Below are 13,216 nucleotides of genomic sequence, written 5' to 3' on the forward strand. Positions count from 1 at the left end.
AAAATTATACTAAGATAAGCTCAATTTTAAATCATTCAAAAGAAGATCGATATCTCCTGCGCCCATCGTTACTAAAAGTTTCGGTTTCTGGGTATCAATTACCTTTAAAAGATCCGCTTTAGAGATGACCTGCTTGTCTTGTAAATCGATCTTGCTTAATAACCAATCCGATGTGACGCCTTCCATCGGCAATTCCCGTGCCGGATAAATATCCAATAAAAAGAGTTCGTCAGCGATGGCGAGGCTTTTGGCAAAATCATCGATAAAGTCCCTCGTTCTAGAGAATAAATGCGGCTGGAAAACGGCCGTAATTTTTTCGCCTGGATAAAGTGCCTTCACCGAATTCAAGCAAGCCGCAATTTCCGTGGGGTGGTGCGCGTAATCATCGATCATCACGTGCTCATCTGATTCTACGTGGTACTCGAAACGGCGTTTAACGCCTAGGAAAGAAGCAATGCCTACTTTGATCTCTTCACCGCTTACACCTACCTGCATCGCTAAAGCAGCGGCAGCTAAGGCATTTTCAATATTATGAAAACCTGGAATGCGCATCGGTATATCAAGTACTTCGCCACCTGGATAGCTCATGTCGAAAATCATCCGGTGATCTTCGATGCGGATGTTATGTGCCTTGAAGTCCCCTGTGTCAATCCCAAAAGTCGATTCACCCAAGTCAGAATGTAAACTCAATCCCTTTTTTTGGATGAAGAAACCGCCTGCCTTGATTTGGTTCACAAACAATTGGAAACTCTCTAAAACTGAATCCCCATCGCCATAGATATCTAAGTGATCCGCATCTGTGGAGGTCACCACCGCCGCTTGAGGGTGCAAGGTTAAGAAAGAACGATCGTATTCATCTGCCTCAACCACACAAACGATGTTTTCTTTCGAATGGTTTGGGATGAAGTTCGTGCCGTAATTGACGGTTATACCCCCTAAAAACGCGGTTACATTCTTCTTAGCACTGATGAGTAAATGGGTCAAAAGCGACGAGGTTGTCGTTTTGCCATGGGTTCCCGCCACCGCAAGGGTAGGGATTTGTTGTGTAATCCAGCCTAAAATTTCCGAACGCTTGTAGAGGCGTATGCCTTTGGAAAGCAAATAATTCATCTCCACATGATCCTTCGGGATGGCCGGCGTATAGATAAATAAGCTATGTTCAATGTCTGATAGGCAAGCCGCCGGAATCAGGTCGATGGAATCCTCGTAGTGAATCACCATTCCCTCCTCCGCTAATTTCTTTGTCAAGGGACTCTCCGTTTTATCGTAACCTGCCACCGGAAAACCATTATGCAAGAACCAGCGCGCGATGGCCGACATACCGATGCCGCCGATTCCTAAAAAATAGACTTGTTTTAAATCGTTCAGGCTTAATTCTTTTTTCATCGGCTTAAAATGGATTGGGCTATTTCATGTGCTGCGTTTGGCTTTGCTAAACGAAGGCTATTTTTTTCGAGGGTACTTAAATCGGTTTGCAGTGCTGCTAACGCTTCTGTGATTAATTTTTCTTTCACATCTACGTCGCGAACCAGAATGGCGGCGTTTTGGGAAACGAGGCTTTTCGCATTCTCCGTTTGGTGATCTTCTGCGGCGCTTGGTAGTGGAACTAAGATGCTGGCTTTACCGATAAGGCAAATTTCGGAAACGGAGGACGCACCGGCTCTAGAAATCACTAAATCGGCCATGGCATACGCTAAATCCATTTCATAAATAAAGGCGGAAACGTAGGTGCTCGCATTTCCAGCCACCGCCTGCTTGGCCGTAGATTCAAAAGCAATTCCAGTCTGCCAAATCAACTGCACACCAGCATCAGTTAATCGGTCTAATCCGGCTAGTATCCCGTGGTTGATGCTACGTGCCCCTTGGCTACCACCGATGATTAATATCGTTTTTTTAGCGGGATCTAAGTGGAAATGCTCAGCGGCTTGTGCTTTTTTGCCGGCCGCATTGATTAAGTCTTTGCGAACTGGATTTCCACTCAGGGTGATTTTCTCCGCTGGGAAGAATTTCTCCATGCCTGGATAGGCTACAAAAATATGCTCCGCCTTAGCGGCTAAGGCCTTATTCGTAATGCCCGCAAAGGAATTTTGTTCTTGAATATAATAGGGGATACCGAGGAATCGGGCAGCTAATAATAGCGGTCCAGAGGCGTAACCTCCTACACCCACGGCCACATCAGGTTTGAAATCTTGAAGGATTTGAACCGATTGCCAAAGGCTTTTGATTAACTTAAATGGAAAGAATATATTTTTCCAAACCTGCGTTCGTTGGATGCCCACAATGGGAAGACCGATGATGTTAAAGCCCGCTTTAGGTACCTTTTCCATCTCCATTTTCCCTTCCGCTCCTACGAATAAGAATTCCAAAGAGGAATCGATTTCCTTCATCGCATTGGCGATCGAAATGGCCGGGTAAATATGTCCCCCAGTTCCTCCTCCAGAAATAATGACACGTTTAATAGACATTAGGCAACGGCGGGTTGAACAGGTTCAGGATCTTTGTCCTTGCTTACGGCTAAAATGAGGCCAATCGATATGGCTGTAAAGATCAAGGACGTTCCTCCGGCAGAAATCATAGGCATCGGCTGACCGGTTACAGGGCCAGCGTCCACGGCTACGAGCATATTGATGAAAGCCTGGAATACGATGGAGAAGGTTAATCCGGCCGATAATAAGCCACCAAAAGGCTTATTACTATACTGAATGGCCTTCGCCCCCCGGTACATAAAAATCAGGAAGAGTAGCGGAATAGCGAGTCCACCTACGATGCCATATTCTTCAATGATAATGGCATAAACGAAATCGGATTCGGCTTGTGAAAGGATGTAGCGCTGCTGACTTTTGCCAGGGCCTTTCGGGTGAATAGCTCCGGTGGCGATGGCGTAGAGACTTCGGGTGATTTGGTAATCCTCGTTCTTTGCCTTATTTACTTTGGTCTCATTTTTACCAATACGCTGTATATAGTTTTCAATACGGGTTTTTACGGTTTGAGCCCTTTGCCCAATCCCTAAAACCACCACACTAAAGCCAATAGCGGCCACCGTAAGCATAATCAAGCCAATTTTTTTCGCCGGTACGCGACCAAAAAACATCAGAATGAGACTCGTTAAAAAGATCAAAATACTCGTAGAGAAATTAGACAGCATAATCAAGAAGCAGGAGACACCTATCTTGAACAGGATGCGAAAAAACATCACCCAATTATAGGATTCTGGATCTGCCTGTTTAGAAGAAAAATCCTTCGCTAAGCTCGTGATTAGGCATAATTTCACCATATCAGAGGGCATAAAAGAGATAGGGCCTAAATTTACCCAGCGATTTGCTCCCCCCTTCGTTGCCCCAAAAACATAAGCCACCATAACTAATCCCCAGGACAAAAACAGCGCCAAGTCACTGAATTTAGCGACACGGCTGTAATTGGATTTGGAAAAATAGGACATCAAATAGAAAGAAATCCCTAAGATTACCAAGGTTTTAATGAAGCTTGAAAGGGGCTCAAACGGGCCATCCATCGTCAACTTTGCTTTCGCAGAGAACTGAATCAATAACCCGAACGCGTTTAAAATAAACACGATTAACCAAATCTTATAATCCCCTTTCAGATGCTCCTGAAAGAAGGCTCTGATCTTACTATCCATGGATCAAACGTTTAACAGTGTTTTTAAATTGATCTCCTCGATCTTCGTAATTTTTGAATAAATCAAAGCTAGCGCAAGCCGGCGATAGTAATACGACATCGCCATCGACCGCCCACTCTTTTGCTTTTAGCACAGCATCCTCTAACGAATCCGTCGCAAAAAGTTGCGGTACGATAGGTCCGAAATGCTGCTCTAGTTTTGAGTTATCTGTTCCTAAGCAAATCAATCCCTTTACTTTTTCCTTCACTAAAGGATCTAATACCTCGTATTCATTCCCTTTGTCCACACCTCCCATCATCAGGATTAAGGGTTGCTTGTAGCTATTTAAGGCATAAAAGACCGCATCCACATTCGTGGCTTTCGAGTCATTGATAAATTCCACGCCATTCCATACGCCACACGGTTCTAAGCGATGCGGAGCATTTTCAAATAACGGTAAAGACTGCAAAATTTGCGTGTAAGCCACCCCTGCCTCGTGTGCCGCTACTATAGCAACGGCCATATTGATAGCATTGTGTGGGCCCTTTAACGGAGCATCTGCTAAAAGTAGCTCCGCTCCATCGAATTGAATCTTTTCAGCCGTAATGTAGGCGTGTGCTTTTTGCTGAAAGCTAACGGTTTTGAACGTTGCACTTGCAGGGATTTTAGCTAGGTTAGATTGAATCACTTCGTCATCTGCCCAAAAGACACAGCTCGTGCTGGTGTCCGCATTTTGGAAAATACGGAACTTCGAGGCAATGTAGTTTTCGAATTTATATTCGTAGCGATCTAGGTGATCCGGTGTGATATTTAATAAGACAGCTACATCTGGTTTGAATTGAAAGCAACGATCTAATTGGAAGCTGGAAATCTCTAGAACATAGACGTCGTGCTGATCTTCCATCACTTGTTTAGCGAAGCTTTGACCAATATTTCCCGCTAAACCTACCTTAAGGCCAGCTGATTGTAGGAAATGATAGGTTAGTAGGGTAGTGGTTGTTTTGCCATTTGAACCTGTGATGGCAACAATCTTCGCTTTCGTATAGCGCGCCGCAAATTCGATTTCGGACACCAAGGAAATACCTTTTGCCTTGATGGCCTTTACGATGTCCGTTTTTTCTGGAATTCCGGGACTGATGATGATCTCTTGAGAGCCTAAAATTCGCTCCAAACTATGCCCTCCCGTCTCGAATTCAATTTCATTGTCACGTAAGGTTTGTTGGTAGTTTTCTTTTAGCGCACCCGCATCAGATAAAAATACGGCAAATCCTTTTGATTTAGCTAATAGAGCGGCTCCTACGCCACTTTCTCCTCCACCTAAGATGCTAATTAACGCCATGCTCGACTTGAAAATATTCGAAATTGAATTGAGTTACAAGTTAGAAAATGTCGCGCATTCTATCAACTCAAAATGAGCATCTGGTCGGAATTTTACTGACAAAAAAAAGACCCACCGTTTCGGGTGGGTCTTTCGTAAGAATTCGAGTGGTATTACACCAAAGCGATACGTTTGAACGATGAAATCGTTAAACCTTTTTGCGTTTGCTCTAATAGTTGACGAATCGTGATCGATGAGTCTTTTACGAATTGTTGGTTCAATAAAGTTTGCTCTTTGTAGAACTTCTCTAATTTACCTACCGCAATTTTCTCTAACATCGCCTCAGGCTTACCTTCTTGACGTGCTTGATCTTTTCCGATTTCGATTTCTCTTTCAATTGTTTCAGAATCTACTCCATCCTTGTCTAAAGCGACAGGTTTCATAGCCGTGATTTGCATCGCGATATCTTTACCTACTTCTGATACGTCTACTCCTTGTACATTTTCGAATGCTACTAGAACACCGATTTTGTTATTCGAGTGAATGTAAGAAACCACTTTCTCAGCTGTTACGTTTTCGTAGGCTGCTAAGGTGATTTTCTCTCCAATTTTACCTGTTAACTCGATGATGTGACCTTCTACTGAACGTCCATCGGCTAATGGCTCAGCTAATAAATCATGCGCAGAAGGAGCGTGAGACGCTGCTGCTGTATCGATGATTGTTTTAGCTAAATTATTGAAGTCAGCTACTTTAGAAACTGGTTCAGTTTCACAAGCTAAAGCGATTAATTTACCGTTTGAGTGATCTGCATTAAGTGCTACTAATACAACACCTTCATTCGTTTCATTGTCCGCACGTTTCGCTGCTACTTTTTGACCTGCTTTACGAAGGATGTCTACTGCTGCTTCGAAGTCACCTTCGGCTTCAGTCAAAGCTTTCTTGCAATCCATCATTCCGGCACCGGTCATTTGACGTAACTTGTTAACGTCTGCTGCTGTAATTGACATATCTATGAATATTTATTCTTGTTCTGCTTCTTTTTCGTATTTAGCCGCTACCTTAGCTGCCTCTTGTGAATCGTCGTCCGCTGCTTTTTTAGCTTCTACTTCTTCCGCCTCACGAGCATCATCCTTATCTTGCTTTCTTTCTGCTAAACCTTCTTCGATCGCTTTAGAAATAGCAGTGATGATGATAGAGATAGACTTGTATGCATCATCGTTTGCTGGGATTGGATAATCAACTAAATCTGGGTTAGAGTTCGTATCACACATAGCGAAAACTGGGATACCTAATTTCTTAGCCTCAGAAACCGCGATATGCTCACGCTTAACGTCTACAACGAACAAAGCCGCTGGAAGACGAGTTAAGTCAGTGATACCACCTAACACACGCTTTAATTTTTCTTCTTCACGAGTTAACATTAAACGCTCACGCTTAGCGATTGTCTTCACGATAACTTCGTCTTTTAACATTTTATCAATGCTAGACATCTTCTTGATAGACTTACGTACAGTCGCGAAGTTAGTCAACATACCACCTAACCAACGGTCAGTTACGTACGGCATTTTTAATTTATCTGCTTCTGTCGTCACAATTTCTTGTGCTTGTTTCTTAGTTGCAACGAACATTACCTTACGGCCTGAACGTACAATAGAACGAAGAGCTGCTGAAGCTTCTTCTAAAGAAGAGATAGTTTTATTTAGATCAATGATGTGGATACCATTTTTCTCCATAAAGATATATGGAGCCATTTTAGGATCCCACTTACGTGTCAAGTGACCGAAGTGAACGCCTGCGTCAAGCAAGTCGTTGTAGCTTAATTGTGCCATTTTGGTTGTTTAAAAATGTGAATAATAAAAAGGTGGAAAAGGCATCGGCAACAGACAAGCCTTTTCCACGAACAAATCTTAACGCTTAGAGAACTGGAATCTCTTACGAGCTTTCGCACGTCCTGGTTTCTTACGCTCCACCATACGTGGGTCACGAGTTAAGAAGCCTTCTTTTTTCAAAGGAGAACGTAATTCTGCATCTTGCGTTTGAAGTGCACGTGAAATCGCCATACGAAGCGCTTCAGCTTGCCCTTTGATACCACCGCCATCTACGTTAGCTGTTACATCAAATGAACCTACTGTGTTCGTTAAAGCGAAAGGTTGATTAACCACAATCTGAAGAATTTCAGATGGGAAGTAATCAGCTAATACACGGCCGTTGATTTTAATCTGGCCTTTACCTGGTGTCATCGAAATACGAGCTACTGCTGTCTTTCTTCTACCGATTTTACTTGTTATTTCTGCCATTATCTTAGTATCCGTTAAAAGGTAAGTTCTTTAGGTTGTTGAGCTGCGTGAGGATGTTCTGGTCCTGCATAAACGAATAGGTTGTTGAATAACTCACGTCCTAAACGGTTTTTAGGTAACATACCTTTTACTGCTGATTCGACAACACCTCTTGGGTTTTTAGCTAAAACCTCACGTGGAGTTGCGAAACGTTGACCACCTGGGTAACCCGTGTGACGGATATACACCTTGTCTGTCATTTTCTTACCAGTTAAGCGAATTTTGTCCGCGTTGATAACGATAACTTGATCGCCACAATCAACGTGTGGAGTGTAAGAAGGCTTGTGCTTTCCACGAATGATTTTCGCAATTTCAGAACAAACACGTCCCAAAACTTGATTTTCAGCATCTACAACAAACCAAGCTTTCTGAACAGTAGCTTTGTTTGCGGAGATGGTTTTGTAACTTAAAGTATCCACTTGTTTATAATTTAACTGTTTGAATCGTTTCCAGCTAGACTACGGAATTTGTCTAAAGGAATTGATTATGACCTATTTTATCTTTCAAACGGGCATTCAATCGAAAAATGGGAGTGCAAATTTATAAAATCTTGATTTGATATGCAAGTGTCTAATTGAAAATGTTTTAGAACAAAAAAAGGAGGCCTGAAAGCCTCCTTTTTTACTACCTGTTTAGGTTAAATTACAAATCACTTAAATCGAATGTTTCCATGAACGCCGTCGTGAATTGACCGGACTTAAACGTAGGATCATCCATCAACTTGATGTGGAATGGAATCGTTGTTTTGATGCCCTCGATGACAAATTCTTGCAAAGCACGCTTCATACGAAGTAAAACTTCTTCCCGGCTTTGGCCTGAAACGATTACTTTCGCAATCATTGAATCGTAATTAGGTGGAATAGTATAGCCAGAATACACGTGTGAGTCAATACGAACACCGTGGCCACCTGGAAGGTGAAGATTCGTGATCTTACCTGGTGATGGACGGAAACCGTTCGCTGGATCTTCCGCGTTAATACGGCATTCTAAGGCATATAATTTAGGGAAGTAGTTTTGGCCCGAAATCGCGATGCCCGCTGCTACCTTAATTTGCTCCTTAATTAGATCGAAATCCGTTACTTCTTCTGTGATCGGATGCTCTACTTGGATACGGGTATTCATCTCCATGAAGTAGAAATCCCCATTTTTGTCCACTAAGAACTCGATCGTACCCGCGCCTTCGTACCCGATGGCCGTTGCACCTGCGATCGCTGCATCCCCCATTTTCTTGCGCAATTCGTCTGAAAGGGCAGGGGATGGCGTTTCTTCACACAATTTTTGGTGACGACGTTGAATCGAGCAATCGCGTTCTGATAAGTGACAAGCTTTGCCAAATTTATCTCCCACAATCTGAATCTCGATGTGACGAGGCTCTTCCACGAATTTCTCCATGTACATCGCATCGTTTCCAAAAGCCGCCGCTGATTCCATCTTCGCATCTTCCCATAATTTGTCAAATTCTGACTCCTCTCGGATGATACGCATCCCACGGCCACCACCACCCGCCGTAGCTTTGATGATTACCGGGTATTTAATGGCTTTCGCTAATTCTTTTGCTTCTTCTACGGTATCGATCAAGCCGTCAGAACCCGGAATAACTGGAACACCAGCACGCTTCATCGTCTCTTTCGCTGTCGCTTTGTCCCCCATTGAATTAATCATTTCGGCCGAAGCACCGATGAACTTAATCCCATGTTCTGAACAAATACGTGAGAATTCTGCATTCTCAGAAAGGAAACCGTAACCCGGGTGGATCGCATCAGCTCCAGTCACTTCTGCAGCCGAAATAATCGCCGGAATACTCAAATAAGATTGTCTGCTAGGCGGAGGTCCGATACAAACGGCCTCATCCGCGAAGCGAACGTGTAAACTGTCGCGATCGGCGGTAGAGAAAACGGCCACCGTTTTGATGCCCATCTCTTTACAAGTCCGAATAATACGCAAGGCAATTTCCCCGCGATTCGCTATTAATATCTTTTTAAACATAGATTACGCTTTTTCAACCAAGAATAAAGGTTGATCAAATTCTACAGGACTTGCATTTTCAACTAAGATTTTAACGATCTTTCCAGAGATCTCTGAATCGATTTCGTTAAACAATTTCATCGCTTCGATCACACAAACCGTTTTACCTGGAGCGATTTCTGTACCTACTTCTACGAAGTTATCTTTATCTGGACCTGGAGCACGGTAGAAGGTACCGATCATAGGAGATTTAACCGTATATAAATTGTCCGCTACGGGTGCCGGTGCTGCTGGAGCCGCTGGCGCTGCTGCTGCCGGAGCTGCTGCTACTGGAGCCGCTGCTGGTGCTGCAGAAACGACACTTACTACCGGTGCTGCTTCTCCGTGTTTCTTAACAGAAACTTTTAAACCTTCTGTTTCGATGCTAACCTCCGCTAATGGAGATTTCGCGATATAATCGAGTAATCGTTGAATTTCTTTAGTATCCATTCTTTTTGTTAATTAAACGCTACAAAGGTAGCTAATTATTTTACACGCTCAGCGTATGAATAGGTTCTTGTATCTACTTTAATTACTTCATCTTGTTCGATGAAAATAGGTACGGTAATCGTTGCTCCTGTTTCTACCGTTGCTGGTTTCTTAGGAGAGTTAGCCGTATCGCCACGAACACCTGGTTCTGTGTAAGTTACCTTCAATTCTACGAATGGAGGCAATTCACAAGATAAAGCAGCATCGTTTTCGGTATTGATCAAAATCTCCACCTCTTGTCCTTCTTTCATCAAATCAGCCATCACACATAAATTCTCATTTAATAGAATTTGCTCGAATGACTCTTGGTCCATGAAGTTATAGCCAAACTCATCCTTGAAGATGAATTGGAATTTTCTGCGTTCTACACGTACTGGATAGATTGCCACGCCTGAGTTAAACGTGTTATCGATAACTTTTCCTGATGTTAATGAACGTAATTTAGTCCGAACGAAAGCCGGGCCTTTTCCTGGTTTTACGTGAAGGAATTCAATGATCGAATATAAATCGTCATTGTATTTAATCACCATCCCATTTTTAATGTCTGCTGTAGTTGCCATTTCTAATTATTTAGGGTCGTATGCCCATTTAACGTAAGCTGATCCCCATGTGAAACCTCCACCGAAGGCCGCTAAGATCAGATTATCTCCTTTTTTTAGTTTGTTTTCGTAATCCCAAAGACAAAGCGGAATCGTCGCCGCCGTCGTATTTCCATATTTCTGGATGTTCAACATCACCTTATCTTCACTCACACCCATGCGATTTGCCGTCGCATCGATGATACGTTTATTCGCTTGGTGCGGAACTAAATATTTAATATCGTCACCAGTTAAGTGATTGCGCTCCATGATTTCTGCCGAAACATCAGCCATACGCGTCACCGCAAATTTAAATACGGATTGACCTTCTTGGCGAATGTAATGCCATTTTGCTTCCACCGATTCTACCGTAGGAGGGTAGGCGCTACCGCCGCCTTTTTGCATTAAGGATTCACATCCTTCTCCATCTGATTTCAAAATGAAGTCTTGTACGCCTAAACCTTCGAAATTAGGTTCTAACATGACCGCTGCCGCACCATCCCCAAAAAGAATGCACGTCGTACGATCCGTATAATCCACAATCGAAGACATTTTGTCCGCACCCACCACTACGATTTTCTTGTAACGACCTGATTCAATGAAGGCAGTACCTGCACCTAAGGCGTTTAAGAAACCTGAACAAGCCGCTGCTAAGTCAAAGGAAGCCGTTTCACGGATGCCTACTGCCTTGCAAATCAAGTTCGAAGCGGAAGGGAAAAAGTAATCTGGAGTCACCGTCGCGCAGATTAACATATCTACTTCTTCGGGTTTGGTATTGGTTTTCTTCAAGAGATCCTCTACCGCTTTAGCCCCCATAAAAGACGTCCCTAGGCCTTCGCCTTTCAAAATACGTCTTTCTTTGATGCCGGTGCGAGAAGTGATCCACTCGTCGTTCGTGTCAATAATTTTTTCTAATTCTTGATTCGTCAGCACATAATCCGGTACATATCCTGCGACTCCGGTGATGGCTGCACTTATTTTTTGGCTCATATTCATTATTGGTTCTCGATGGCGGCTTTAATCTTTCCGCACACATCTGATTCTACAACGGATCTACAAAGTTTGATCATGTTTTTGATTGCCAAAGGACTAGACGCCCCGTGTGCAATAATTACATTCCCATTAATCCCGATAATCGGGCTACCGCCGTATTTTTCGTAATTTGTATTCTCGACGAAGTCATTCGTGATTCCCTGGTCCTTCATGATTTTGTAAAGGGATTCCCCCATCTTCAAAATAATGTTACCCGTGAATCCGTCCGTCACTATCACGTCTGCTTTGTTCTTGAAGAAATCTTTTCCTTCTAAGTTTCCAATGAAGTTAATCTTCTTATTCTCTTTTAAAAGGGCGTGTGTCGCTAGGGAAAGGATATTTCCTTTTTGCTCTTCTTCACCAATGTTCATCAAGCCCACACGTGGCGCTTTCTTGCCAGTTGTCGCTTCAAAGTACACAGAGCCCAAGACCGCAAATTGATCTAACATCTCTGGTTTGCAATCCGCATTCGCGCCAATATCCAGCATTAAGGCATAGGTGCCGTCTTCTTGTGGAACGAAACCGGCAATCGCTGGGCGAGAAATTCCTTCGATGGTTTTCACAGAAAATAAAGAACCGACCATCATAGCGCCGGTATTTCCTGCAGAAGCAAAGACGTCAGCTTTGCCTTCCTTTAAAAGATGAAACCCAACTCCGATGCTGGAATTGGGTTTTTGAGATAATGCCTTAGTCGGATGTTCACCCATTTCAATTACTTGATCCGCAGGAATGATGGCAATTTGCTTGCCTGCATACCCGTGTTTCGCTAATAATTGCTCGATGGTGTCCTGTGGACCTACGGCTAATATAGTGTCGTCGTTTGAAAGACTAGATAACGCTAAAAGTATTCCTTCGATTACAGCTTCTGGAGCATAATCTCCACCCATCACATCAACGGCTATTTTCATTTAATTATGTTTAATTACTAAAGCTTTTGGCAAAAATAGCATTAAATTTAGTCAAAAAATAGCATTTTAACGGGATTTTTTCAGTTGTGCTGAAAAAACAGCGTAAAGCTGCAGTCTACCAGGGAATTACTTAACCGTGAATCCTTCTACGATCATTTTTCCTTTGTAGAACAAGTTACCTTCATGTACGTGAGCACGGTGATAAAGGTGAGTTTCGCCTGTTTGAGGATCTACTCCTAAATGCTTAGGAGTCCCGAAATCATGCGCTCTTCTTGTATCACGACGCGTAGTAGAGATTTTTCTTTTAGGATGTGCCATTGTATTGTTATTTATTAATTATTGTCTGTTAATTTTTTTAAGGCTGCCCATCTCGGATCCATTTCTGGCTCCTGATCGGCTTTATTTTCGTCTTCTGGGTCTGTTGTATAAATCAACTCGCCATCTACATGCTCATCTAAAGGTTTCACAAACCGTGGGTGCAACTTCTTCATAGGCACCTGCAAGGCAATGAAATCAAATAAATCTTGCGATAAATCTAATTTAGGCGATTTTCTATCTAACAAGAACAAATTATCTCCCATATCTTCATTGTGATCCGAATATTTATAAATAATCTTCTCATCAATGTGGATGGGGAATTCAAATTCCTCATTCGATCGATCGCAAATTAATTTCAAAAAGCCGTCAATCTCCAGTCTAACCTGAATCATGGTCGGCGATTTATCTAACGTCGCTTTTGCGTTAAATTCGCCCTTTTGGACCCATTCCTGCTCGAAAGCAGCGAAAAATTCATCATTCCCAATGAAGGAATACGGGTATACTTTATCCTCTAAAGAAAGTATCGGTATCTGGTATGCTTCTAGGACGTTCATTTTCACTCTTGGGTAAAAAAGAATGCGAAATTACGAAAATATTCGAAAACAGCAATAGTTGCG

15 protein-coding genes are annotated in these 13,216 nt (G+C 42.8%); all 15 read right to left on the reverse strand.

What is annotated here, in order from left to right:
• Positions 1-9: 9 nt before the first annotated feature.
• The 15 genes from murC to G9X63_RS02410 all read right to left on the reverse strand — a co-directional run bounded on the left by murC (position 10) and on the right by G9X63_RS02410 (position 13,153).
• Positions 10-1,386 carry a UDP-N-acetylmuramate--L-alanine ligase gene (gene murC / locus G9X63_RS02340; protein ID WP_252623891.1) on the reverse strand — a complete coding sequence of 459 codons (1,377 nt, stop codon included), beginning with the start codon at positions 1,384-1,386 and terminating at the stop codon, positions 10-12.
• The gene (gene murG / locus G9X63_RS02345; RefSeq protein ID WP_130895011.1) at positions 1,383-2,465 is read right to left on the reverse strand and encodes an undecaprenyldiphospho-muramoylpentapeptide beta-N-acetylglucosaminyltransferase; all 1,083 of its coding nucleotides are present in this window, start codon (positions 2,463-2,465) and stop codon (positions 1,383-1,385) included. The genes murC and murG overlap by 4 nt, the downstream gene beginning before the upstream one ends.
• Positions 2,465-3,637, reverse strand: coding sequence for an FtsW/RodA/SpoVE family cell cycle protein (locus G9X63_RS02350; protein WP_130895012.1), 1,173 nt, complete (start codon positions 3,635-3,637; stop codon positions 2,465-2,467). Before G9X63_RS02350 ends, murG begins: the two co-directional genes overlap by 1 nt.
• Positions 3,630-4,955: a UDP-N-acetylmuramoyl-L-alanine--D-glutamate ligase gene (gene murD / locus G9X63_RS02355; protein WP_252623896.1), complete on the reverse strand. Its 1,326-nt coding sequence runs from the start codon at positions 4,953-4,955 to the stop codon at positions 3,630-3,632. The genes G9X63_RS02350 and murD overlap by 8 nt, the downstream gene beginning before the upstream one ends.
• Before the next feature lie 152 nt (positions 4,956-5,107).
• Positions 5,108-5,941: a translation elongation factor Ts gene (gene tsf / locus G9X63_RS02360; protein ID WP_130895014.1), complete on the reverse strand. Its 834-nt coding sequence runs from the start codon at positions 5,939-5,941 to the stop codon at positions 5,108-5,110.
• A 12-nt stretch (positions 5,942-5,953) separates the two neighbouring features.
• Complete coding sequence (rpsB, locus tag G9X63_RS02365; RefSeq protein WP_130895015.1) at positions 5,954-6,763, reverse strand: 30S ribosomal protein S2; 810 nt, start codon at positions 6,761-6,763, stop codon at positions 5,954-5,956.
• A 78-nt stretch (positions 6,764-6,841) separates the two neighbouring features.
• On the reverse strand, positions 6,842-7,231 hold the full coding sequence (rpsI, locus tag G9X63_RS02370) for a 30S ribosomal protein S9 (protein WP_130895016.1): 390 nt from the start codon (positions 7,229-7,231) through the stop codon (positions 6,842-6,844).
• A 14-nt stretch (positions 7,232-7,245) separates the two neighbouring features.
• Positions 7,246-7,689 carry a 50S ribosomal protein L13 gene (gene rplM / locus G9X63_RS02375; protein WP_130895017.1) on the reverse strand — a complete coding sequence of 148 codons (444 nt, stop codon included), beginning with the start codon at positions 7,687-7,689 and terminating at the stop codon, positions 7,246-7,248.
• A 223-nt stretch (positions 7,690-7,912) separates the two neighbouring features.
• Complete coding sequence (gene accC, locus G9X63_RS02380) at positions 7,913-9,256, reverse strand: acetyl-CoA carboxylase biotin carboxylase subunit (protein ID WP_252623899.1); 1,344 nt, start codon at positions 9,254-9,256, stop codon at positions 7,913-7,915.
• A gap of 3 nt (positions 9,257-9,259) precedes the next feature.
• Positions 9,260-9,724, reverse strand: coding sequence for an acetyl-CoA carboxylase biotin carboxyl carrier protein (accB, locus tag G9X63_RS02385; protein WP_130922874.1), 465 nt, complete (start codon positions 9,722-9,724; stop codon positions 9,260-9,262).
• Positions 9,725-9,759: 35 nt separating this feature from the next.
• The gene (gene efp, locus G9X63_RS02390; RefSeq protein WP_130895020.1) at positions 9,760-10,323 is read right to left on the reverse strand and encodes an elongation factor P; all 564 of its coding nucleotides are present in this window, start codon (positions 10,321-10,323) and stop codon (positions 9,760-9,762) included.
• Positions 10,324-10,329: 6 nt separating this feature from the next.
• Entirely contained in the window at positions 10,330-11,331 is a 1,002-nt protein-coding gene (locus G9X63_RS02395) for a beta-ketoacyl-ACP synthase III (RefSeq protein ID WP_130895021.1), read from the reverse strand.
• A gap of 5 nt (positions 11,332-11,336) precedes the next feature.
• Positions 11,337-12,281 carry a phosphate acyltransferase PlsX gene (gene plsX, locus G9X63_RS02400; protein WP_130895022.1) on the reverse strand — a complete coding sequence of 315 codons (945 nt, stop codon included), beginning with the start codon at positions 12,279-12,281 and terminating at the stop codon, positions 11,337-11,339.
• Positions 12,282-12,407: 126 nt separating this feature from the next.
• Positions 12,408-12,599 carry a 50S ribosomal protein L32 gene (gene rpmF / locus G9X63_RS02405; RefSeq protein WP_130895023.1) on the reverse strand — a complete coding sequence of 64 codons (192 nt, stop codon included), beginning with the start codon at positions 12,597-12,599 and terminating at the stop codon, positions 12,408-12,410.
• A gap of 14 nt (positions 12,600-12,613) precedes the next feature.
• The gene (locus G9X63_RS02410) at positions 12,614-13,153 is read right to left on the reverse strand and encodes a YceD family protein (protein ID WP_130922875.1); all 540 of its coding nucleotides are present in this window, start codon (positions 13,151-13,153) and stop codon (positions 12,614-12,616) included.
• Between the last annotated feature and the right edge of the window lie 63 nt (positions 13,154-13,216).

Origin of the sequence: Aquirufa antheringensis, assembly GCF_023921165.1 — a bacterium.
Classification (GTDB): Bacteria; Bacteroidota; Bacteroidia; order Cytophagales; family Spirosomataceae; genus Aquirufa; species Aquirufa antheringensis.

Coding starts and splice junctions, on each gene's coding strand:
- murC (WP_252623891.1), bottom strand. CDS start 1,386: ATGAAAAAAGAATTAAGCCTGAACGATTTAAAACAAGTCTATTTTTTA.
- murG (WP_130895011.1), bottom strand. CDS start 2,465: ATGTCTATTAAACGTGTCATTATTTCTGGAGGAGGAACTGGGGGACAT.
- G9X63_RS02350 (WP_130895012.1), bottom strand. CDS start 3,637: ATGGATAGTAAGATCAGAGCCTTCTTTCAGGAGCATCTGAAAGGGGAT.
- murD (WP_252623896.1), bottom strand. CDS start 4,955: ATGGCGTTAATTAGCATCTTAGGTGGAGGAGAAAGTGGCGTAGGAGCC.
- tsf (WP_130895014.1), bottom strand. CDS start 5,941: ATGTCAATTACAGCAGCAGACGTTAACAAGTTACGTCAAATGACCGGT.
- rpsB (WP_130895015.1), bottom strand. CDS start 6,763: ATGGCACAATTAAGCTACAACGACTTGCTTGACGCAGGCGTTCACTTC.
- rpsI (WP_130895016.1), bottom strand. CDS start 7,231: ATGGCAGAAATAACAAGTAAAATCGGTAGAAGAAAGACAGCAGTAGCT.
- accC (WP_252623899.1), bottom strand. CDS start 9,256: ATGTTTAAAAAGATATTAATAGCGAATCGCGGGGAAATTGCCTTGCGT.
- accB (WP_130922874.1), bottom strand. CDS start 9,724: ATGGATACTAAAGAAATTCAACGATTACTCGATTATATCGCGAAATCT.
- efp (WP_130895020.1), bottom strand. CDS start 10,323: ATGGCAACTACAGCAGACATTAAAAATGGGATGGTGATTAAATACAAT.
- G9X63_RS02395 (WP_130895021.1), bottom strand. CDS start 11,331: ATGAGCCAAAAAATAAGTGCAGCCATCACCGGAGTCGCAGGATATGTA.
- plsX (WP_130895022.1), bottom strand. CDS start 12,281: ATGAAAATAGCCGTTGATGTGATGGGTGGAGATTATGCTCCAGAAGCT.
- rpmF (WP_130895023.1), bottom strand. CDS start 12,599: ATGGCACATCCTAAAAGAAAAATCTCTACTACGCGTCGTGATACAAGA.
- G9X63_RS02410 (WP_130922875.1), bottom strand. CDS start 13,153: ATGAACGTCCTAGAAGCATACCAGATACCGATACTTTCTTTAGAGGAT.